The 21,673-nt window shown below is 70.8% G+C and carries 18 protein-coding genes; 7 read left to right on the top strand and 11 right to left on the bottom strand.

What is annotated here, in order from left to right; genetic code table 11:
• The first annotated feature begins 21 nt into the window (after positions 1-21).
• Positions 22-510 carry a DUF1579 family protein gene (locus tag FHS44_RS37705; RefSeq protein WP_184724921.1) on the top strand — a complete coding sequence of 163 codons (489 nt, stop codon included), beginning with the start codon at positions 22-24 and terminating at the stop codon, positions 508-510.
• 129 nt (positions 511-639) lie between these two features.
• Here FHS44_RS37705 and FHS44_RS37700 read toward each other — a convergent pair whose 3' ends face one another.
• Both FHS44_RS37700 and FHS44_RS37695 read right to left on the bottom strand, forming a co-directional pair.
• Positions 640-1,359 carry a GNAT family N-acetyltransferase gene (locus FHS44_RS37700; protein ID WP_246436670.1) on the bottom strand — a complete coding sequence of 240 codons (720 nt, stop codon included), beginning with the start codon at positions 1,357-1,359 and terminating at the stop codon, positions 640-642.
• A 168-nt stretch (positions 1,360-1,527) separates the two neighbouring features.
• Complete coding sequence (locus FHS44_RS37695) at positions 1,528-2,367, bottom strand: LysR family transcriptional regulator (RefSeq protein WP_184724919.1); 840 nt, start codon at positions 2,365-2,367, stop codon at positions 1,528-1,530.
• Positions 2,368-2,486: 119 nt separating this feature from the next.
• On the opposite strand from FHS44_RS37695, the gene FHS44_RS37690 reads away from it, so the two are divergent.
• A complete protein-coding gene (locus FHS44_RS37690) occupies positions 2,487-3,212 on the top strand; it encodes an SDR family oxidoreductase (RefSeq protein WP_184724917.1) in 726 nt (241 codons plus the stop codon).
• Positions 3,213-3,255: 43 nt separating this feature from the next.
• The gene (locus tag FHS44_RS37685) at positions 3,256-3,492 is read left to right on the top strand and encodes a zinc-binding dehydrogenase (RefSeq protein WP_184724915.1); all 237 of its coding nucleotides are present in this window, start codon (positions 3,256-3,258) and stop codon (positions 3,490-3,492) included.
• Between the two features lie 561 nt (positions 3,493-4,053).
• Here the strand turns inward: FHS44_RS37685 and FHS44_RS37680 are convergent.
• The 3 genes from FHS44_RS37680 to FHS44_RS37670 are packed head-to-tail and all read right to left on the bottom strand — an operon-like array spanning position 4,054 to position 5,289.
• A complete protein-coding gene (locus FHS44_RS37680) occupies positions 4,054-4,575 on the bottom strand; it encodes a peptidoglycan recognition protein family protein (RefSeq protein WP_184724912.1) in 522 nt (173 codons plus the stop codon).
• Between the two features lie 36 nt (positions 4,576-4,611).
• Positions 4,612-4,929 carry a hypothetical protein gene (locus tag FHS44_RS37675; RefSeq protein WP_184724909.1) on the bottom strand — a complete coding sequence of 106 codons (318 nt, stop codon included), beginning with the start codon at positions 4,927-4,929 and terminating at the stop codon, positions 4,612-4,614.
• Complete coding sequence (locus FHS44_RS37670) at positions 4,930-5,289, bottom strand: hypothetical protein (protein ID WP_184724906.1); 360 nt, start codon at positions 5,287-5,289, stop codon at positions 4,930-4,932.
• A gap of 444 nt (positions 5,290-5,733) precedes the next feature.
• Here FHS44_RS37670 and FHS44_RS37665 point away from each other — a divergent pair, with 444 nt between their 5' ends.
• Genes FHS44_RS37665 through FHS44_RS37655 form a run of 4 tightly spaced genes read left to right on the top strand, consistent with a single transcriptional unit; the run spans position 5,734 to position 7,834 of the window.
• A complete protein-coding gene (locus tag FHS44_RS37665; RefSeq protein ID WP_184724904.1) occupies positions 5,734-6,270 on the top strand; it encodes an RNA polymerase sigma factor in 537 nt (178 codons plus the stop codon).
• Positions 6,267-7,106, top strand: coding sequence for a hypothetical protein (locus FHS44_RS37660; RefSeq protein ID WP_184724901.1), 840 nt, complete (start codon positions 6,267-6,269; stop codon positions 7,104-7,106). The genes FHS44_RS37665 and FHS44_RS37660 overlap by 4 nt, the downstream gene beginning before the upstream one ends.
• Positions 7,091-7,219: a hypothetical protein gene (locus FHS44_RS42140; RefSeq protein ID WP_281401711.1), complete on the top strand. Its 129-nt coding sequence runs from the start codon at positions 7,091-7,093 to the stop codon at positions 7,217-7,219. The genes FHS44_RS37660 and FHS44_RS42140 overlap by 16 nt, the downstream gene beginning before the upstream one ends.
• 18 nt (positions 7,220-7,237) lie before the next feature.
• Entirely contained in the window at positions 7,238-7,834 is a 597-nt protein-coding gene (locus FHS44_RS37655; RefSeq protein WP_184724897.1) for a TetR/AcrR family transcriptional regulator, read from the top strand.
• Between the two features lie 85 nt (positions 7,835-7,919).
• Here the strand turns inward: FHS44_RS37655 and FHS44_RS37650 are convergent, their stop codons facing one another.
• The 6 genes from FHS44_RS37650 to FHS44_RS37625 all read right to left on the bottom strand — a co-directional run bounded on the left by FHS44_RS37650 (position 7,920) and on the right by FHS44_RS37625 (position 21,673).
• The gene (locus tag FHS44_RS37650) at positions 7,920-8,267 is read right to left on the bottom strand and encodes a VOC family protein (RefSeq protein WP_184724894.1); all 348 of its coding nucleotides are present in this window, start codon (positions 8,265-8,267) and stop codon (positions 7,920-7,922) included.
• An 18-nt stretch (positions 8,268-8,285) separates the two neighbouring features.
• Positions 8,286-9,080 carry a GntR family transcriptional regulator gene (locus tag FHS44_RS37645; protein ID WP_184724891.1) on the bottom strand — a complete coding sequence of 265 codons (795 nt, stop codon included), beginning with the start codon at positions 9,078-9,080 and terminating at the stop codon, positions 8,286-8,288.
• A 174-nt stretch (positions 9,081-9,254) separates the two neighbouring features.
• Positions 9,255-15,197 (bottom strand): type I polyketide synthase, encoded by a 5,943-nt coding sequence (locus FHS44_RS37640; protein WP_184724888.1) that lies wholly within the window; start codon positions 15,195-15,197, stop codon positions 9,255-9,257.
• A complete protein-coding gene (locus FHS44_RS37635; RefSeq protein ID WP_184724885.1) occupies positions 15,194-17,089 on the bottom strand; it encodes an AMP-binding protein in 1,896 nt (631 codons plus the stop codon). The genes FHS44_RS37640 and FHS44_RS37635 overlap by 4 nt, the downstream gene beginning before the upstream one ends.
• 4 nt (positions 17,090-17,093) lie before the next feature.
• Positions 17,094-17,270: an MbtH family protein gene (locus FHS44_RS37630; RefSeq protein ID WP_184724882.1), complete on the bottom strand. Its 177-nt coding sequence runs from the start codon at positions 17,268-17,270 to the stop codon at positions 17,094-17,096.
• Positions 17,267-21,673 carry a non-ribosomal peptide synthetase gene (locus FHS44_RS37625; protein ID WP_184724866.1) on the bottom strand — a complete coding sequence of 1,469 codons (4,407 nt, stop codon included), beginning with the start codon at positions 21,671-21,673 and terminating at the stop codon, positions 17,267-17,269. Before FHS44_RS37625 ends, FHS44_RS37630 begins: the two co-directional genes overlap by 4 nt.

The following is a 21,673-nucleotide window of genomic DNA, read 5'->3' as shown; positions in this document are numbered from 1 at the left end:
TATCGATGACGAGGATTCACCATGTCGGGAGACGACAACACCCGTGCTCCGCGATCGGAGAACCAGCGCCTGAATGCGCTGGTTGGCCATTGGCGTTCGCAGGGGCGTATGGCGGCCACCGCGATCGACCCGGCGATCCGCATCGCCGGGTCGGACACCTACGAGTGGCTGGCGGGCGAGCACTTCCTCATCCACCGTGTGGACGTGCGCATGAACGAGGAACACGTCGAGGTCATCGAGATGATCGGGCCCTACGATCCAGCGAGCCGGACCTACCCCATGCGCTCCTTCGACAATCACGGCAACTTCGTCACCATGTGGGCAAGCGTCGACGACGAGGGTGTCTGGACGTTCGCCGGTGAGACGGAGCGGGCGACGCTGGTGATCGCCGAAGACGGCGACTCTATGACGGCCGAATGGGAGCGCACTGACAACGGCTCGAACTGGCGGCACTGGATGGACATGAGCTTCACGAGGGCTTCCGGCCCCAGCGCCATCCCTCACCGCTGAATCCCTCGCAGATCAGAAGCCTCATCGCGGGCCGCTACGAGGCCACTGTCCTTGTAGTGGCCATCCTTGAGTGGCTGTGACGGGCTCATTCAGGGATGGCGGACGGTCAGCCCGTGGAGTCTTGGTGGTTCAGGCATTGATGGCATGTTCGACGAACTGGCCGCAGGCGCGAAATCCCAGGCGGCGGTAGACGGGTTCGCCGTCGGCCGACGCCTGCAGGACCGCGATGCGGTGGTCTCGCTCGCGGGCCGTACGGAGGGCCGCGAGCGTGATGGCTCCGCCGTAGCCGCGTCGGCGGTGGGCGGCCAGGGTGGAGATGTTGTAGATGCCGGCGACTCCCGCGTGGTGGAACACCTCGGCGGAGCAGACCGGGCGGTTCTCCACGTAGCCCACCAGATACCGGGCCGGGCAGGTCGTGGCCAGCGCCTGCGAAGCGGCCCGGGCGAAGAAGTCGCGGACGGTTTCAGCGGGTGGATTCCAGTTCGCGGCGAGGACCGTGGCGTAGTCGGCGAGCTGTTCGGGTGTGGTCACCGTCCGGATGTCCAGTCCTGGGACGGCGGGAGGCGGCAGGGTGTCATCCAGCTCGGCCCACATCGCCGTCTCGCATTCGGACACCGGCAGACCGGCCGCCGTCAGGCGGGTGGTGAGGTCTGCCGGTGTCGAGGCAGGGCCCACCCACCAGGAGAAACCGCGGCCGGTGCCGACCAGCGTCCCGACGGTCTCGGTGATGCGGGCCGTGGCGTCGGCGGCGGTGAAGCGGGCCGCCGCGACGATGTTGAACGTGTCGTCGTCCAAGCCGCTGTCCGCGACCAGGAGGTCACCGGTCTCTGCGACAGTTGCGTTGGGCATACTCCGGTGCAGATGACAGGCGTGTTCCGCCAGGTTCCGTTCCATCCTGTCCGTCAAGTCGGCTTCGTCAGGGACATGGTCATTCATAGCGTTGATCCCAGCACGACCGAGCGAAGACCGCATGCCACTTTAGGCAGTGCACGCCGACGACCAGCACTTTCGATACACCTAGAGGCGTGTCGCGGTGCGGACGAGGTCGGCGACGGCTCTGGATCTGCTGTGCGGCGGCCAGGCGATGACGGTCGTGACGGCCGGTGCGTCCGGCACCGGCACGATGGCGTGGTCGTCGCGTAGCCGGTCTCGGAGCGACTCGGGTACGACGGCGCAGGCCAGTCCGAGCGCGATCAGTTGGAACAGTTGGGTGTGGTCGCGCACCTGCGGGCCGGGGCCGTCCGGATGGCTGCCATCCTGTCTGGGCCAGCGCGGCAGGGGCAGGTCCGTCTGGGCATTGACCTCGGCCAACGACAGCTGCGCCCGGTTGGCGAGGGGATGACCCTTGGGCAGGACCACGACCTGCTGTTCGGTGTGCAGATCCTCGGTGTCGAATCCGGCCGTCGTGTCGTAGGGCCGGTGGAGCAGGGCGACGTCGGCACGCCCGGTGCGCAGCAGACTTTCCGGCTCGCCCGGCCCGCACAGCATCACCTCGACCGCCACGGCACCCGATTCGGCGGCGTAGGCGTGCAGAAGCTTCGCCAACAGTTCCCTGGACGCCCCGGCCTTGGTGGCCAGGACCACACCCGGCTGGTCAGCCGCGGCGCGGCGGGTGCGGCGCTCGGCGGCCTCGACCGCGTCGAGCGCGGCCCGGGCCTCCCGCAGCAGCACCGACCCGGCCTCGGTCAGGGTGATGGCGCGAGCGGTGCGGTGCAGCAGAACGACTCCGAGCCGCCGTTCCAGTTGCTGGATCGCCCGCGACAGTGGTGGTTGTGCCATCGAGAGCCGCTGTGCTGCCCGGCCGAAGTGCAACTCCTCGGCGACGGCGACGAAGTATCGCAACTCCCGCGTCTCCACCCGCTCATCGTATCCAGCGCCTCGTATCCAGCGCTGACCACGGCCGATACCCGTGCGGTATCGCCGTCCACCCGACCGGTCTTGGACGTCCCACCCGGGCCCGCAACAGGATCGACGGTATGAGTGAACGGACGATCGCGCTGGTGACCGGCGCGAACAAGGGAATCGGATACGAGATCGCCGTTGGCCTGGGTGCGCTTGGCTGGCGAATCGGGGTGGGCGCGAGGGATCGACACCGCCGCGACACCGCGGTGGAGAAGCTGCGCGCGGCCGGGACCGACGCGTTCGGGGTGCCGCTCGACGTCACCGACGACGCAAGTGTCGCCGCGGCGGCCGAGCTGATCGCCAACCACGCCGGAGGGCTCGACGTCCTGGTCAACAATGCCGCGATCACCGGCGGTATGCCGCAGACACCGACCACGGTCGATCCCGAGACCGTGCGAGTCGTCGTGGAGACCAACGTGATCGGGGTCGTCCGGGTCACCAACGCGATGCTGCCGATGCTGCGCGACTCGGCATCACCGCGGATCGTCAACATGTCCAGCAGCGTCGGCTCGCTCGCCCTGCAAACCACCCCGGGCATCGACATGGGCCCGGTTCCGGCCGCCTACCTGGCCTCGAAGACCTTCCTCAACGCCCTCACCATCCAGTACGCCAAGGAACTGAGCGACACCAACATCCTGGTCAACTCCGGCTGCCCCGGCTTCACCGCCACCGACCTCAACGGCTTCCAGGGCGTCCGCACCCCACAACAGGGCGCGGCCATCGCGATTCGCCTCGCGACCCTGCCCGACAACGGACCGACCGGCGGATTCTTCGACGACGCCGGAACGGTGCCCTGGTAACAGCCACACCGACACGGACCACTCCCGTTCTTGAGGCCAGCCAATGACAAAGGCAGTGAGATACGACGAGTTCGGTGGAATCGAGGTGTTGCGGGTCGAGGTCGAAAGGATCGACACCATCGCCGACTTCGCGGCAGCCGCGAGGTACGGGGTCAGGACCGAACCCGGAACCAACGCCAGACCTGGCGCCGAGGTCCTCGCCGAACTGGCCGCCCTGATCGCCGACGGACACCTCGAAGTCCCGATCGCCAACGTCTACCCACTGACGCAGGTCCGCTAGGCCTACACCGAACTCGAACGCCGACACACCCACGGCAAAATCGTCCTCAGACCCTAACCAGCACCATGAACCAGCACGCTCAAGCTTCTGCTCAACCGTAAAATGATCCCGACCGCCGGTGCCAGTCCGCCTCGACAACGGCCGACCTCATACAGCTAGCTTGTGGTTGTCGCCATCCCGGCGAGCTTCGCGATGTGTCCGGAATATCCAAGTCGATGAAAGCAATGATTTTCCGCCCCCTCCACTGACAAACCCGCAGGTCGCCGAGGGGTGCTCCCCGCGCACGCGGGGATGGTCCCACCCGAGACCGGCCAGGCGGTAGCGGCCCTCCGTGCTCCCTGCGCACGCGGGGATGGTCCCCCCTACAACCCCGGAAAGCGAGCGGCGGCCCCGTGCTCCCCGCGCACGCGGGGATGGTCCCCTGAACTGGGTTGTCCCGGCGTCAGAGGGAACGTGCTCCCCGCGTACGCGGGGATGGGTCTTGCGGGTCGTACGTGGTGTACGACAGCAAAGGGGTGCCCCCATTGCGTGGGAGCACCCTTGCCGGTGTGGGAGAGGGACTCAGCGAGAGTCGTCGGAGGTGGGGCGGGGGGTGCCGGAGGTTATCCAGGTGTATAGGGCTTCGCCGGGGCAGTCGGTTGAGTAGCCGTCTCGGTGGCCCTTGATCTCCTTGCCCGCGCCGCCGTGCTCCCGTAGGTAGTCGATCGCGTCGAGAATGCCGAGCAACAAGTCGTCGGGGGGCTGGGTCAGGCCGGAGGTGCCGACCAGGCCCAGGATGGCGTAGTGGTCGGAGTTGAGACCGGCGCCGTTGGCGGCGGGCAGGTGCCCGGCGCCACGGCCCTGGAAGATCGTGCGGTGCGGGCAGACCACCAGCGAGTAGCCGATGTCGATCCAGCCGTTGCCGTCCATGTGGTGGTCCTGGATCGCCTTGACCGTGGCCACGCACTTGGCGTGCTCCCTGGCCAGGGCGGGATCGACGTGGTCGCCGGTGTAGTGGATCTTGACGCCCTTGGTGCGGTTGAGGGTGGTGTAGGCGTCCTTGGGAGGTCTTGCCCCCCAGTCACGGCGGCTGAGCATGCTCACGGACATCTCCTCTGTTGGTGGGTGGGATGGACGGGGTCACGCGTGTTCTTCCTCGTCGTCGATGTCGGGGACCAGGCCCACGTGGGTGAGTTGCCGGGTCAGCCTGGCGACCTGTCGTTGCAGGGTGCGGATCTGCTCGGCCTGGCGTGCGATCTCGGCCTGCATGCGCATCTGGGTGTCCACGTCGAAGGCGCTCGCTCGTTGGTAGGCGCCCTGTTCGACCTGGCGGAGTGCCGCGCGTTCGGCGGCGGCCTCCTGATCCTGTGCCGCCCTCCTGGCCTGCCGGGCGGTGTAGATGGTGGAGAGCAGGCCAGCAAGCGCGCCCGCCGCGCCGACGATGACGCCAGGGTCCATTCATTGCCCCCGTTCTGTTGGCTCGGGCCAGCGCGACAGGCGCAGGATGAGACCCGCGACCGCGACCTGTACGACACAGGCCCAGTACGCCTGGGGGATCGCCCCTCTGACGCCGCCAACCAGGTGGATCACGGCCCAGGCGACCAGCACGCCCGCGGCGAGGGCGAAGGCCGCCCAGTCGGTCACGGTGAAGGCCTGGATGCCGCACATGATCGCGCAGGCGGCCCAGGGAACGGCCAGCATCCCGAGCGGGGCGACGCTGGCGAGGTAGACGTATGTGGGGGTTCTGGTGATCACGGGGTCGGGCCAGGCGAGTCGGAATGCCTGACTTGCGCTCCACAGCGCCAGGAACAGCAACACCGATCCACGGAAGCCAATCAGGCGGTCCAATCGGTGAATGAGCCGGCGCATCACGTCAGTGACGTCCCCGGGGGCCGCTCCAGCAGGAGACGGAGCGTGGTCCGGTCGACATCGGCTTTCCTTTCCTTGGGCGTGCCGTGCACGACGTCTATACAGAGAGTGACTAATGTAATACGGAAAGTACAGATAGCGGGCCGATTCTTGGGCTCCCGGTAAGGGGCCAGTGACCCTTCCGCCACGCGAAGCCGTACGACACCGCGAACCGCGAAGCCACCCGACGTGAAGCCATGTGATGCCACGGTTCGTCCGGCTTCGGTGGCTATGTGACCTGGTCCGCAGGGGGCCTGACGGGTCATCCCGTCCGTAACCGGATGGTGAAACACCCCGAAGGGGTGCCGGACATGTATGGGGATGTCTGACACCTTGGCATGAGGAGAGTCATCGGTGACCCATCCCCCGGGGGCGCGGGACCGCTTCGAGGCGATCTACAACGCGCACTACCCGGCCATCCATCAGTACGCCGCACGCCGTACGGACTCGCGAGAGGACACGGCGGACGTGATGTCCGAGACGTTCCTCACCGCGTGGCGGCGCATCGCCGACGTGCCCGAGGGCGAGACCGCCCTCCTGTGGCTGTACGGCGTGGCCTGTCGTGTCCTGGCCAACCAGCGGCGTGGCCAGTCCAGCAGGGCCGGGCTGGCGGAACGGCTGAGGGACGAGTCGTCCGCCACGCGGGCATCAGGGCCGGACGGGCTTGACCATGTGCGGGTGGCGTTCGACGGTCTTTCCGCCCGTGACCGCGAAGTGCTCGCGCTGGCCTGCTGGGAGGGCCTGACCGGCCCGGAGATCGGCAGGGTGCTCGGCTGTACGGCGACGGCGGCCCGCATCAGGCTGCACCGCGCGCGCAGGCGGCTGGCCAGGGCGCTGGGACTGACGGAGGAAGACCAGGCGATCACGGAACTGAGAGGAGAGAGCCTGTGAGCGACATTGACCGGCTGGTTGCCGCCATCGACCCCGTACCCCACGCGTCGGAACAGGGGCAGGACGCGCGGGAGCTGTTCGACGAGATCGTGGCGACGCCGGTCAGGGCACGTCGCAGGGTGCGCTGGCCGGTGGTGGTCCCCGTCGCCACGGTGCTGGCGGTGGCGATCGTCATGGGGGCGGTGTTCATCCCGGCCGACGCGCCGAGCGGTATCGCCCCGGCCGCCGCGCTGGCGTTCCAGCGTTCCGGTGACGACTGGATCGTCACCGTCAAGGACCTCTACGCCGACCCCGAGCGCTTCGCGTCCGAGTTCAGGGCCCGTGGACTCGACATCCGGCTCTGGATCACCCCGGGCTCACCGAGCACGGTCGGTCATGTCACCAGTAGGACACTCTCGGAGGGAGACGGCATCGAGGAGGAGTCGGTGGCGTGCGAGTCTCCCGGCGGCGGCTGCGCGGTCTCCTTCCGCATTCCCGCGGGGTTCCGGGGCAGCGAGCAGATCTGGTTCGCCCGCCCGGCCAGGCCCGGTGAGCGGTACGACTCGGCCGGTGACGCCGACGCCACCGGCGAACTGCTGCACTGCGTCCCGTTCCGCGGCATGACCGTGGACGAGGTTCGGGCGGTGCTGGCCGGACGGGACGGCTCGATCGCGGAGTTCAGGGTCGGTGAGCGGTCGGACCCCGCTCAGCACGTGCCGGGCGACTGGTTCGTCCAGGACGCGGTGCCGACGGCCCCCGGGCAGGTGATCGTCTCGGCGCAGCCGGACCGGGTGAAGCTCAGCCCCGAGCTGACCACGTACGTGGAGAAGAAAATGGCCGAATGCCCCAGGGACTGACCGGGAAGTGCCCACACGTGTACGGCGCCGCAGCAGAAGACGCGCCGCCGTACACGCCGAACAGCGAGGCGTTGTCTGTACGGCGCGGCGCCGTACGGGACCACGCACCGTGACGCCCGTATCCTTGGGCCGTGGGAAGACCGTCGCAGCATGACGTCGATCGGCTCCTCGACGCCGGGGTGCGGCTGGCGGCGCAGGCGGGTCCGGCGAGTGTCACCATGGCGGCGGTCGCCCGTGAGGCGGGGGCGCCGAGCGGCTCGGTCTACCACCGTTTCCCCAGCAGGGCGGCCCTGCTCGCCGCGCTGTGGCTGCGCACGGTCGATCGTTTCCAGGAGGGTTTCCTGGCCGCCACGCGCGAGGAACCGGCGGAGCGGGCCGTCATGTCCGCGGCCGGTCACGTCGTCGCGTGGAGCCGCGCCAACCCGCTCCAGGCCCGCGTTCTGCTGTACGGCCCGGCCGACTTCGGCGAGTCCGACTGGCCGGAGGAGGCGCGTGAGCGGCTGAGGCTCGGCAACCGCAGGGTCGAGGAGGCCATCGTCACCCTGGCCAGGCGGCTCGGGCCGGGCACACCGTCGGAGATCGAGCGGCTGGTGCTGGCGACCGTGGACCTGCCCTACGCCACGGTGCGCCGCCACCACCAGGCGGGCAGCCCCATCCCCGCCCACGCCGAGGAACTCGTCGCCCGCTGCGCGGGCCTGCTGCTCGCCGAACCGGTCACCGATAGCTGATCACCGCGTCGCCAGCACACGTCGAAGGGCATCGGCGGCTACGACGTGGAGTGCACGTCGAAGGTGGGCTGTGGCGCGGTGGAGGTCAGCGGTGGGTGACGATGTTGACGACTTTGCCGCTTGGGTCGAGGGCGAAGAAGCGGCGGACGCCCCAGGGTTCGTCGCGGAGGGAGTGCACGATCTTCGCGCCCCGGGCGGCCAGGGCCTCGTGGACCGCGTCCACGTCCTCCACCTCGACGCTGAGGTCCGGCTGGATCTCGGCGGTCGCGTCCGGGCCCATCAGCGTGACCTGGGCCGTGGGGTTGGTCGGGGAGGCCATCGTCACCACCCACCCCTGGTCCATCACCTCGACGAGGCCGAGCAGACCGTAGAAGTCACGGCTCTGCTCCATGGACTCCGTGTGGACGTCCGGTACGACACGGCGAACAGTCATGGCTTCATTCATACCGGATCAGCGAGTACGGACCATCCTGAACCGGATGAGGGAGTCGTCAACGGTCTCCTCGGAGTACGCGACGGCCTCGTTGCTCGCCGCGTAGTGGACCTCCCTCATCACGATGTACGGCGTGCCCGGCGCCATGTCGAGACGGAACCCGGGGGACTGCGGCACCACGGCGGGGACCAGTTCGACGAGGGAGTGGTCGATCTCCCGGCCCGGCCACGATTGGCTGAACTCGAAGATGGTGTCCGGGGGGTCGAAACGGCGCCCGGTGACCAGGCTGCGCCGTACCTCCTCGGCAACGAAGGCGAGCGGCACCTCCTGCGACAGGTGCACGGCGGGACGCCCGTCGGCGAAGATGACCTTGTCGTGCACCACCATCGGGGTGTCCTCGGCGATGCGCAGGGCCGCCGTGCCCGCGGGGGTCGGGTGCTCGCGCACCTCGAAGCGCTGCTCGACGCGGACCTCGTCGTGGTTGGCCTCAAGCAGGCCGCGGAAGCCGACAAGGCGGTGCAGCAGGATGCTCTCGCGCCCCACGTGGGGGCGGATCTGGGTGCCCCTGGCCGGTGCCCTGCTGACGACGCCGAGCCGTCCGAGCGTCTGCAGCGCGGTGCGGATGGTGGTACGGCTGACGCCGAGCTGGGCGGCCAGGTCGGGTTCGTTGGGCAGGCGGTCGCCGGGGAAGCGGCGCTCCATGATGGCTTCGAGGAGGGCGCGGGTGGTCCGCTCGGCCAGGGAGCCGTTGCCGATGCGCGGCAACTTACCGGCGGAGCCGCGCGCGGTGCGGCGGACCGGCGAGCCGCTCATCCTCTGACCACTTCCTTGAGCCGGGCGTTCGTGGGGGCCGCGCACGGATCGTGGCAGGCGGGACATCGGCGTTCATCATACGGAGATCACCACATTCCGTGCGGGGGTTTTCGATCATCGAAGAGAACGCCCTGTCGCCGGTACGGCACGCCGTACCGGCGACAGGGTCGGAGGTCACGAGGTCTCGGTGAGCAGGGCCGTCCAGCGGGCGTGCAGGCGTTCGACGAGGTTGCGGTCGAAGGGAGGACGGTAGGTGATCTCGACCAGGCCCTCCTCGGCGACCGGGATGACGTCGAAGAACAGGCCGTATTTGGCGTGTCCCGCCTTCGGCGCCTCGATCTCGACGTCCAGGCCGGGCCAGGACAGCTCGGGCACCGCCGGGTTGAGGTCGAAGACCACCTCGACCGGGGCGGCCTGGCCCCTGGGGGCGCCGAGCAGGGTGCCGAGTCGTCCCTGGAGCCCGGCGCGGTAGTCGTCGAACGACCCGGCCGCGGTGCTGGGGACGGCCACCACGTCGAGGAAGTGACCGGCGAAGGCGTGCTCCTGTTCGGTCGTCCTGCGGTCCACGTGGACGCCGACGGACAGCTCGGTCCTGCCGGTCACCTCGTGCAGCGCGTGGCCGAACGCGCAGAAGGCGAGGGTGAACGGTGTGCACCCCAGGCTTCTGGCGCGGGCGGCGACCGCGTCCCACAGGCCCCTGGGCAGGCGGGAGGTGTGACGGGCGGCCGGGGCGAAGTCCTCCGCACCGACCGGCGTCACGGCCTCGCCCTGTCCCACGCTCTGGCCTGGGGACTGTCCCGCACTTTCCGCGTGGATGGTCGCGGCCTGTCCCACGCCTGCCGTACGGGCTACACCGACCGGCGCCACGGTCTCGTCCTGTCCCGCGCCTGCCGTACGGGCCGCACTGGCGGGGATGGACGCGGTGGCCGGGGTCAGGGGGAGGCCCCGGGTGGCCTGGGTGTAGGTGTCGGTGAGGTCGGACAGCAGGAGGGCGGCGGACACGCCGTCCATGACGGCGTGGTGCGCGCACAGCACGAGGGTGTGCAGGTCGGCGCCACGGTCGAGCAGCGCGGCGCGGAACAGCGGGCCACGGTCGAGGGGGAACGGCCTGTCGGTCAGCTCGCGGACCGTCTCCTCCGTTGCGCCTTCGAGGACGAGCACGTCGAGCGTGGCCTCGGGGTCGCAGCGCAGCAGGGTCCCGTTCTCGGCGAGTACGGCCCGCAGCGCGGGATGGCGGCGCCAGACCGCCCTGACGGCCGCGACCAGGGCATCCCTGTCGAGGGAGCCGCGCAGGTGCAGCAGCACGGTCTCGTGGTAGGCGGTCCACTCGGGGCCGTGTTCGCTCTGGAGCTGCCAGAGCCGTCGCTGCTGCGGGGTCGCGGGCCATTCGAGGGGCTTCCTGGCGGGCAGGAACCCGGCCGAGCGCAGCCGGCGCACCCCCCGTCCGATCGCCTCGACGAGCTCCTCGGCGTCCCGGTCGTCGTGGGCGGTGGACAGGAAGAACGTCCGGCCCTCCCAGACGTAGATGCCGTCGGACAGCAGGCTCTGGTAGAGCATCTCCAGTTGTAGCGGCTGGTAGAAGTTGGACGCGCCGCGATACTCGAACCGCCACAGCGAGCCGAACGAGGCGATCGTGTACGGCAGATCCTCGGTCCTGATGAGCTCCGAGAGCGCGTCCGTGATCCGCCTGGCCCTGCCGTTCAGCTCCTCGTAGAGCGCGGGTCCCCGGCTTTCGAGATGGTCGAGTACGGCACGCGCCGCGCTGACCGCCAGCGGGTGCTTCTGGAAGGTCCCGCCGAACAGGGTCGTCGGCGCCGTCGGCGCGCTGTCGTCGCCGTAGCCCCAGGTGCCGCCGTCCATGCCGTCCATCAGGTCGGAACGGCCCGCGATCGCCGCGATCGGCAACCCGCCACCGAGGATCTTGCCGTAGGTGGCCATGTCTGGCTTTATGTTGAAATATCCGGCGGCACCCCGAAGGCCGATCCGGAAGCCGGTGATCATCTCGTCGAAGATCAGCACGATGCCGTGTTCGGCGGTGAACCTCCGCAGTTCGGCCAGGAACTCCGCGGGCTGCACGGACGGGTTGCGGTTCTGCACGGGCTCCACGACGATCGCGGCCAGCTCGCCCGCCACACTCTTCAGGTGGGCCAGCGAGTCGGCCTCGCCGTACGGCAACACCACAGCCTCGCCGATCGCGCCGGGGGACAGGCCGGGGGCGATCGGCATGGACCGGCCGGGCTCAAGGCCGCCACGGGCCAGGACCGCGTCCACCAGGCCGTGGTAGGACTTCTCGAAGTAGGCGATTCTGTGGCGTCCGGTGGCGAGCCGCGCCAGGCGGATCGCGCCCATCACGGCCTCCGAGCCGGTGTTGCAGAACGTCACCCGGTCGTGGCCGGTGATCCGGCAGAACTGCTCGGCCAGCTCGTAGCTCTGCCGGAGCTGGTAACCGAGGGAGAAGGCCCGGTCGAGCTGGCGCCGTACGGCCTCGGAGACGAACTCGGGGGTGTGGCCGAAGAGCTGCACGCCGAAGCCCATGCAGTAGTCCGTGTAGGCGTTGCCCGACTCGTCCCAGATCCTGGCGCCCTGAACCCGGTCGGCCACGATGGGGACGAGCAGTTCCTTCACCTCGGGCCTGAAGTTCGCCCACGGACGGCTCTCGGAGAGGCGGGGCCGGTAGGCGCCCGCGAGCTTCTTCGACGCGGCGTCCCGCTCGTCCATCCGCGTGACCAGTTCGTCCACGTAACGCCGCTGGTCCTCGGTGAGCCGGTTGACCGGGACGACGGGCTTCTCTCTGGGAGGCTCGGGGGCCTTCGGAAGCTGCGGGGCCACGCCGTTCGCCACCGGAGCCGAAGGGGCGGGGGGCGCGAGGGGGAGACCACCGGGGGCGAGCACCCGTAGCTGCTCCCGCATGAGGGCGAGCTGCTCGGCGACGACGTGGGCGACGGTCGCGTCAGCCGTACCCGATGCCGGGGGCACGGCTGGGAGTGCGGCGGGGCCCGCCGTCGCCGAGGCCGTGGCGGTCTCGGGACCGGCCGCCGTGGCGACCGCGACCGCCGTCGTGACGGCCGGGGCCTGCGCCTCGATGGCGGCGGCCAGGGCCCGCACGGTCGGATACTCGTCGAAGAGCATCGTCGGCTGGAAGGCGGTCCCGTAGCGCTCGTTGATCTGGGAGACGACCTTCAGCAGCACCAGGCTGTCGGCGCCCAGGTCGAGGAACCTGGCGTGGTCGGAGAGCTCGGCGGGACTCAGCCTGAGGTGTCCGGCGAGCAGCGTCCTGATCGTGGTGACGACGTCGTCCCTCATGCCGCTTTCCTTAGAGTTCTCGGTGAGCGCCCAGTGACGGGTCCGCTGCCAGGGATAGGTGGGGAGGCCGGGCAGGAAGGCGCCGTCGGGGGAGACGGCCCTCCAGTCCAGGTCGGCCCCCGCGAGATAGAGGTCCACGAGCGTGGGGACGGTGCCGCCGTCGCGGTGCGCCTGCACGACCCGGGCCGCGCCGCCGTTGCGCCGGGCGGTCCTGACGATCCCCGAGGCGAGGGTCGGCTTCGGGCCGATCTCCAGGAAGGCGCCGAACCCCATCTCGACCAGCGCCTCGACCGCCTCCTGGAAGCGGACGGGCCCGGTGATGCCCTCCGCCCAGTAGTCCGCGTCCAGCCGTACGCCGTTGACGACCGCGCCCAGCGAGGTCGAGCAGAACAGCGCGCTCCCACCGGGGGCCGTCGGCGCCACCCGCGCCCGCCGCATCGCCTCGGCGGCGGGCCGCATCAGCGGGCTGTGGAAGGCGTACTCGCCGGGCAGTGGCGTGCAGGTGAATCCCGCCCTCTTCAGCGCCTCGGTCGTGGCGGCCAGGGCCGGGTCAGCGCCGGAGACCACGAACGCGCCGGGCCCGTTGCGCGCGGCGACCACGACCCCTTCCTTGAGGTACGGCGTCGCGTCGGCCACGGGACCGCCGACGGCGACCACGCGGCCACTGCCGTGGACCAGCCGCATCGCGGCCCCCCGAAGGGCCGTCAGCCGCGCCGCCGCCTCCAGGTCGAGCAGCCCCGCCGCGTAGGCAGCGGCCGTCTCCCCGGCGCTGTGCCCGACGACGGCCGCGGGGACGATCCCCAGGGAACGCCACAGTTCGTACAGCCCGGCCTGGAAGGTGAACAGCGTCGCCTGCGCCACGTCGGTGTACGGCGGAAGCTCCTCCCCGGTGAGCAGCGCCCGGACGGAGACGCCCAACTCGGCCTGGAAGACGGGCTCGCAGCGCGCGACGACGTCGGCGAAGGGGGGCCGGTCGAGCAGGTGACGGGCCATGCCCGGGTACTGCGCGCCCTGCCCGGAGAAGACCAGCACGGGATCACGCCAGGGCGGCCCGTCGTCCGAGGTCCTCGGCAACTCCCGCAACTCACCCAGAAGCCGCTTCCTGCCCTCCGCGTCATCCGCCACGACCAGGGCGGCCCGGTGCCGATGGTGTGCCCGCCGTACGGCCGCACTGTGGCACAGGTCGGCGAGGGACACCTCCTCGTGCGCCTCGACAAAGTCGGCATACCGTACGGCCAGCGCCCGCAGAGCCTTCGCACTCCGCGCGGAGACGGGCAGCACGAGCGGCGGGGACACGGGCTCGGGGGCCGTGTCGGGTGCTTCGGGGACGGCCTTGAGGACATCGGATGGTTCGGGTACGGCTTCGCGAGCAGGGCCGGGCGCTTCGGGAGCGACTCCGGGGACGGCTTTGAGGGTGTCCGGTGGCTCGGGAGCGGGGCTGGGACCGGCCTTGGGGACGTCGGGTGGTTCGGGTACGGCTTCGCGGGTGGTGTTCGGCTGGTTGGAAGTATTACCGGGAACGGTCTTCCGGGTGGTACGGCTGGGCGCGGTGGAGACGATGACGTGGGCGTTGGTGCCGCCGAAGCCGAAGGAGCTGACCGCGCCGACCAGGGGGTCCCCGGCCCACGTGAGGGGTTCGGTGACCACCCGCATCCTGGTGCCCTCAAGCCTGAGCCGGGGGTTGGGCGGGGTCGCGTGCAGGGAGGCGGGCAGGTGGCCGTTGCGCAGGCACAGGACGAGTTTGACCAGCCCCGCGATCCCGGCCGCCGCCTCGGCGTGCCCGATGTTGGACTTCACCGAGCCGACGTGACACAGCCCCGCCTTCCGCCTGCCGTACGTGCGGGTCAGCGCGCCCATCTCGATCGGGTCGCCGAGCGCGGTGCCCGAGCCGTGCGCCTCCACGTAGGAGACCGCCTCGGCGGGCAGGTCGGCGTCCCTGAGCGCGGCGCGGATCACCGCCTCCTGGGCGGGGCCGTTGGGCGCGGTCAGGCCGTTGCTCCTGCCGTCCTGGTTGACCGCGGAGCCCCGGATGACGGCGAGGATCTCGTCGCCGTCGCGTTCGGCCGCCTCAAGCGGCTTGAGCAGCAGCAACGCGCAGCCGTCGGAGCGGACGAAACCGTCGCCGCCCGCGCCGAAGGAACGGCACCGCCCGTCCGTCGCCATCATCCCGAACCGGGACAGCGACACCCAGTTCTCCGGCGCCAGCACGAGGTTGACGGCCCCGGCCAGCGCGACCGGGCAGGCGCCGCGCCGCAGGCTCTGCACCGCCATGTCCACGGCGACCAGCCCGGAGGAGCAGGCGGTGTCCACCGCGACGCTCGGGCCGTGCATGTCCCAGGCGTAGGAGATGCGGTTGGCCGCGATGGACAGAGCCTGACCGGTACTGAAATATGGCCCTATAGCGGACAAATCGCTGCCCAGGGCGCGGCCGTACTCGCTGCCGCTGATGCCGACGAAGACGCCGCAGTCGCGGACCAGGTCGTGGGTCGAGGGCAGCCCGGCACGTTCCATCGTCTCGTGGGCCACCTCCAGCAGCAGCCGCTGCTGAGGGTCCATGTGCTCGGCCTCCGCGGGGGAGAGGCCGAAGAAGGCGGCGTCGAACTCCTCGATGCCGTCGACGCAGCCCGCCCACCGACTGCTGATCTTCCCGGGCTCCGCGGGGTCCGCCGAGTACAGCCGCTCGACGGACCACCGGCTGGACGGCACCTCCCCGACGGCGTCGGCCCCGTCGAGCAGGAGCCGCCACAGCTCCTCCGGCGAGGTGACCCCGCCGGGGAACCGGCAGGCCATGGCGACGACGGCGATCTCCTTCATTCTGATTCCAACGCCTTGGCCAGGTCGGAGATGGTCGGGTAGTCGAAGACCATCGACGAGGGGACCGCGGTGCCGAGCAGGCGTTCGAGCTCCCCGGCCAGCTCGTGGGCACCCTTGGAGTCGAGGCCGTAGTCGGCGAAGGGGACGTGGTCGTCGAGCTGGGTGACCGGGATGCCGACGACCCTGCCCAGCAGGAACCTGAGCATCGGCTTCGCGGCGGCGGCGCTGACCCGGGCCGAGACCGCGGTCCGCTCGACGCGGTGCCGTACCCGCAGCTCACCGGCGGCGAGTCTGCGCCCGCACTCGTTCCTGCGGACCTTGCCGCTCGACGTCTTCGGCACGCTGCCCGGCTGGACCAGGGCGATCACGTCGAGTTTGAGCTGGAACGTCTCGGAGATCTCCCGCTGGATCGTGGTGGCGATCTCCGCCAGCTCCGCCTCGGTCTGGTTGCCCCTGACCTCGCAGACCATGCCGACCACGTCGCCGTCCTGGAAGGCCGCCAGGCAGCCGGGACGGATCTGCGGGTCGGCCCGCTCGGCCACCTGCTCCAGGTCAACCGGGTGGTAGTTCTGGCCGCGGACGATGATGACGTCCTTGAGCCTTCCGGTGACGTAGAGCTCGCCCTCGTGGAAGAAGCCCAGGTCACCGGTGTTGAGCTCGGTCATCCTCGCCGGGTCGCCGTGGAAGCCACGGGCCACGCCCCAGCCGGTCACCCTGATCTCGCCGACGGCGTCCTCGGGGAGCTGCTCGCGGGTGTCCGGGGAGACGATCGAGACGTTGATGCCGGGGATCGGACGTCCGCACGACACGAGCGTCCGCCCGGTCGGGGACGGCTTGACGACGCCCTCGGCGAGCGCGTCCCGGTCGGCCACGACCCGGCCCGGCATCTCGTGCAACGGGGGAGTCGTCACCGCGAGCGTGCACTCGGCCAGGCCGTACGAGGGACGCATCGCGTCGGGGCGGAAGCCGTACGGGGCGAAGGACTCGGTGAAGCGGTCAACGGTCTCCGCCCGCACCGGCTCGGCGCCGTTGATCGCCACCCGCCAGGTGTCCAGCCGCAGCCCGGCCCGCCTGTTCTCGGGAATCCTGCGCAGGCACAGGTCGTAGGCGAAGTCGGGGGCGGCGGCGTGGGTGCCGCCGAAGTCGGAGATCGCCCGCAGCCAGCGCTCCGGGTCGCGCACGAACGCCTGCGGCGACAGCGTCACGATGCGGCCACCCCGCAGCAGCGGCACCAGGACGCCCAGCACGAGGCCGAGGTCGTGGAAGACCGGCGCCCAGTTCACCAGCACCGACTCGGAGTCCAGGCCCAGCGCGGCGCCGAAGTAGTCCACCTCGTCGAGCACGTTGCCGTGCGTGATCTCGATGCCGCGCGGCGAGCCGGTCGAGCCGGAGGTGTACTGCAGGTAGGCGACGTCGTCCCGCAGCGCTCTGCGCTCACGCCGCGGTCCGGTTTCGCCCGGTACGGCGTCGCCGAGCCACGTCACCTCCGACAGGCGGGGGCTCAACGCGACCACGTCGGCAACGGCGACCTGCCGGGCCGCCGTCGCCGCGGTGATCCCGGCGTCCTCGACGATCCTGGTGAGCCGTTCGGCGGCCCGGTGGTAGGGGATCTGCGGCTCGGGCGCCGGGACGGGGACAGCCCCGGCCATCAGGCAGCCGAAGAACTCCACGACGAAGTCGACGCCGGAGTTGTGCAGCAGCATGACGTGCTGCCCGGGGGCGACGACGGCGCTCAGCCTGGCCGCGAACGCGGCGGCCCTGGCGTGGAGTTCGCCGAAGGTCACCTCCAGGTGCCGGGGGATGTGCCCGGCCTCGAAGTCCAGATGGGTGACGGCCGGACGGTCCGGCCGCAGGCGCGCCTGGTGCGCGAGGGCGTCCTCGATGAGCTGCACGGGCTCAGATCCGTTCACGCAGGCTGCGCGGGCGCATGTCGGTCCACACCCGCTCGATGTGGGCCAGGCACTCGTCCTCGGAGCCCCGGTGACCGGCGTCGGCCCACCCCGCGGGGAGCGCCCGTTCCTCGGGCCATATCGAGTACTGGTCCTCGTCGTTGACCACGACGACATATGTCATGGGAAGAGCTCCTCGCGGTAGTTGGAGTACGGCTGGGCGGTCATGGCGTGTACGGCCCGCATGAAGGAGTCCGCGTAGTCCGCGGCGACCGTGTGCGGCAGTTTCGAGGCCGGGTAGTCGGCGATCAGCAGCGCCCGGTCCGAGGCCGGGTCCTGCACGAACCCGATGCTGAGCGTGAAGTGGTTGGGTTCGTAGCGCATCGTCGGCGCGCACCCGATGCGTTCGTCGTCGATCCTGACCCCGGCGAGCGCGTGGAACCGGTTGAACCCGAAGTTGACGTCCAGGTTCCAGTCGCGCATGTGACGGGCGAGCGTGGCGAACGGCACCCGCCGGTGCGGCATGATCGCCGTCTCGTCCCGGTGCACCCGCCGTACCAGATCGATCCAGGTCCCACCGTCGAGGGAGACGGAGAAGGGGACCGTGTTGAGGAACAGGCCGAGCGCCTCCGTGCCCGCCTCCTCCTCGACCCTGCCGTTGACGCCGAGCCCGGTGACGACGTCCGTGCGGCCCGTCACCCGGCCCAGGGCGATCAGGTGCGCGGTCAGCGCGACGCTCTTCCTGCTCGCTCCCGCGCTCACGGCCAGCCGGGACATCGCCCGGGACAGTTCGCCGTCCACCTCGCGGTCGATGCTGTGCGCCACGGTCGCCGTCCGCCCGAGGCCGGTGAACAGGGTGCCGTCGAGGCCGGAGAGGCGTTCCTTCCAGAAGGCGACCGACTCGGCCGAGCCCGCCGCCGCGCGTTCGAGGGCGACGAACCTGCTGAACCGTGACCTGGGCGGCGGCGCCTTCGGCGTGTCGGGACGGTCCCGCAGCAGGGCGTGCCGGTTGAGGATCTCGGCGACCAGTGAGGTGAAGCTCCAGCCGTCCAGGATCGCGTGGTGCTCGGTGAGCGTGAGCTGGAAGGCGGTCGGGGAGAGGCGTTGCGCCGTCACCCGGAACAGCGGGGCCGTCCGCAGGTCGAACGGGGTCGCCCACTCGCGTTCGACGAGCGCCGTGATCGCCGCCTGCTGGTCGGCCCCCTGGAGGTCCTCCACGGTCAGCGGCGAGGGCGCCGTCCGGTGGACGAGCTGCATGGGCTCGCCGAAGGTGACCAGGTCGAGGGAGGTGCGCAGCACCGGGTGCCGCTCGACGGCCTCGGCCACGACCCGGGTGAGCGCCTCCTCGTCGAGCGGCGTCGCCACCCGATAGCTGTTGACGTTGTGGTACGGCCTGCGCTCCGGCTCAAGCTCCATGTGGTAGACCATCGCGAGCTGCATGGAGGTCATCGGGTAGGCGTCAATCACGTCGTCGAGCGCCGCGACCCGCCCCCGGTCGGCCTCGCCGAGCAGCGAGAACGGCTCCGGCGGCGGCCCGTCCTCCGCAGGGGTCACCCTGGCCGCCGCCTCGTGGACCGTGGGGTGGGCGAACAGCACGTCGAGCGGCAGCGCGTAGCCCGCCCGCCTGAGCCGTCCCGCGACCTGCACGCTGCGGACCGAGTCGCCGCCCAGCTCGAAGAAGTTGTCGTCCCTGCCGACCCGCTCCAGCTTCAGCACCTCGGCGAGGGCGTCGGCGAGCGCCCGCTCGGCGGGACCGCGCGGCGCCTCGTAGGGCCGCTCCCCACGCCCGGGGTCGGGCAGTGCCCGCTGGTCCACCTTGCCGTTGGGGGTCAGCGGAATCCGCTCAAGCGGCACGACCGCCGACGGCACCATGTAGTCCGGCAGCCTGGCCGCCAGGTGGGCGCGCAGCTCGGCCGCCCCCGGCCACCCGTCGCGGGGCACGACGTAGGCGAGCAGCCGTCCCTCCCTGACCACGACCACGCAGGACCGCACGTCGGGATGGGCGTCGAGGACCCGCTGGATCTCGCCCGGCTCGATGCGGAAGCCACGGATCTTGACCTGGTCGTCGATCCTGCCCAGATACTCCAGGTCCCCACCGGGCAGCCTGCGGACCAGGTCACCGCTGCGGTAGCGCCGCGCCCCCGGCCTCGCCGGGTCGGGCACGAAGCGGGAGGCGGTCAGCCCGGGACGGCCCACGTACACGCCGGTCACCCCGAACCCGCCGACGAACAGCTCCCCGGGCACCCCGTCCGGTACGGCCCGGCCGTGCCGGTCGAGCACCTCGGCCGACAGGTGGGGCAGCGGCCGTCCGATCACGCTGCGGTCGAAGGGTGTCTCCGGGGTGATGTCGTAGGCCGTGACGTGGACTGTCGTCTCGGTGATGCCGTACATGTTGCACAGCCGGGCGTTCGGCCCGGCCCCGGTGGCGAACCACCGGCGCACGTGGTGCGGCTGCAGCGCCTCACCGCCGAAGACGACAAGCCTGAGGTCGTCGAGGACCCGCGGCTCCTCCTCAAGGAGGCCGACGAGCTGGCCGAACGCGGAGGGCGTCTGACTCAGGCAGGTGACGTGCTCCTCCTGGAGCAGCCGGGCGAAGTGCTCGGGGGACCTCGCGACCTCCTTCGGCACGACCACCAGGCGCCCGCCGTACAGGAGGGCTCCCCACATCTCCCACACCGAGAAGTCGAAGGTGTAGGAGTGGAACAGCGTCCACACGTCATCGGGGCCGGGGGAGAAGCGCTCCTCGGTGGCGGCGAACAGCTCGGCCACGTTCGCGTGGGTGACCGCGACCCCCTTCGGGCGGCCGGTCGAGCCGGAGGTGTAGATGATGTAGGCGGTCGCCTCGACGGGGACGTCCAGGCAGAGGTTGTCCGAGGGATGGGCGGAGACGGCGGCCTCCTCCTCGTCGAGCCCGACCGTGACGCCCTCCCCGGCGCGGTCGGCGACGACCACCTTCGCGCCCGCGTCCCCGAGGAGGAACGCCACCCGCTCCGGCGGGGTCTCCGGGGCGATCGGCAGGTAGGCGGCGCCCGCCTTCAGCACCGCGAGCACGGCCTCGACCTGCCGGGGAGTGCGTTCGAGCAGCAGCCCCACCCGGTCGCCGGGCCGTACACCACGGGACCGCAGGTGACGGGCGAGCCGGTTGGCCCTGGCGTTGAGCTCCTCGTAGGTGATGTCGGTGGCGATGCGCTCCCGGTGCAGGGCGGCGACGGCCTCGAACCGCTCGTGCAGGCAGGTCCGGGGCTCACGGCTCACCGGTACGGCGGCGCCGAGCTCGTCGCCGGAGGTCAGGGGCAGTTCGGAGACGGCGGTCCCCGGCGCCTCGACGGCGGCGGCCAGCAGGGTCAGCCAGTGCCCGGTGAACCGTTCGACCGTGGCGGCGTCGAACAGTCCCGTCGCGTACTCGACCTCGCCCCGCATCCTGCGACCGTCGTCGAAGACCGAAAGCAGCAGGTCGAACTTGGCCGTGTCCGTCGTGTGGACCCGGGGGGTCCCGCTCGCCTCGCCGAGCCGTAGCGGCCCGGTGTCCTGGGCGCCGTGCGCGCCGAAGGCGACGTTCATCAGCGGCCGGTCGGTGATCATGTCGAGCGGCGCCCTGTGGTGGTCGAGATCCTCCATGACGTCCCTGCCGACCGCCGCCAGCAGCTCGTGGAAGCTCTCACCGCCGCCGATCCGCGTGCGCAGCGGCAGCACGGTGACGAAGTAGCCGATCAGGTCCTCAAGCTCGATCCGGTCCCGGCCCGCCACCGGGGAGCCGATGACCAGGTCCTCCTGACCGGTGTAGCGGTGCAGCAGCGCCGCGAACGCGGTGAACAGCACCACGAACGGCGTGACCTCCTCGGCCATCGCCAGCGCCCGCACCCGCCCGGTCACCTCGGACGGCAGGTCGAACAGGTGGGTCGCCCCCGCCGTCGACCGCACCGGGGGGCGGGGCCGGTCGGTGTGCAGCGTCACCCGCTCCGGCGCCCCCGCGAGGCGCCGCTGCCAGTAGTCCAGCTCCTCACGTGGATCCCGCTCCCGCTGCCACGCCGCGTAGTCGGCGTACTGGATCGGCGGCTTGGGCAACCGTGGCGTACGGCCCTCGGCCCGCGCGGTGTAGAGCACGGCCAACTCGTGCTCGAAGACCGGCAGCGAGAGCCCGTCACAGGCGATGTGGTGGAAGACAACGACCAGGACGCACCCGTCGGGCGCCCAGCGCAGCAGCCGCGCCCGCACCGGCAGGTCCCGCTCCAGGTCGAACGGCCCACGCGCCTCCGCCTGGACCAGGTCCTCGACGGCCTCCCGCGCGCACTCGGTCACGGTCAGGCCGAACACCGCGTCCCGTTCGACCGTCTGGTACGGCTCGGCCACCGAGGCGCGGAACGCGCTGCGCAGGATGTCGTGCCGTTCGACGATCGTCCTGAGGCACTCCCCGAGCAGCGTGTCGTCAACCGGCCCTTCGAGCCGCAGCACCCAGGGGATGTTGTGCAGCGCGGTGCCCGGGGTCAGCCGGTCGAGCAGCCACAGGGCGCGCTGGCCGTACGTCAACGGGGCCGTCTCCAGGTTCCCCGGCCTGAGCGGCTGCCAGCCGTGTTCCACGGTCGTCAT

The sequence above is a fragment of the Streptosporangium saharense genome (assembly GCF_014203715.1).
Lineage (GTDB): Bacteria > Actinomycetota > Actinomycetes > Streptosporangiales > Streptosporangiaceae > Streptosporangium > Streptosporangium saharense.
This window is presented reverse-complemented; position numbering and strand designations above follow the sequence as displayed.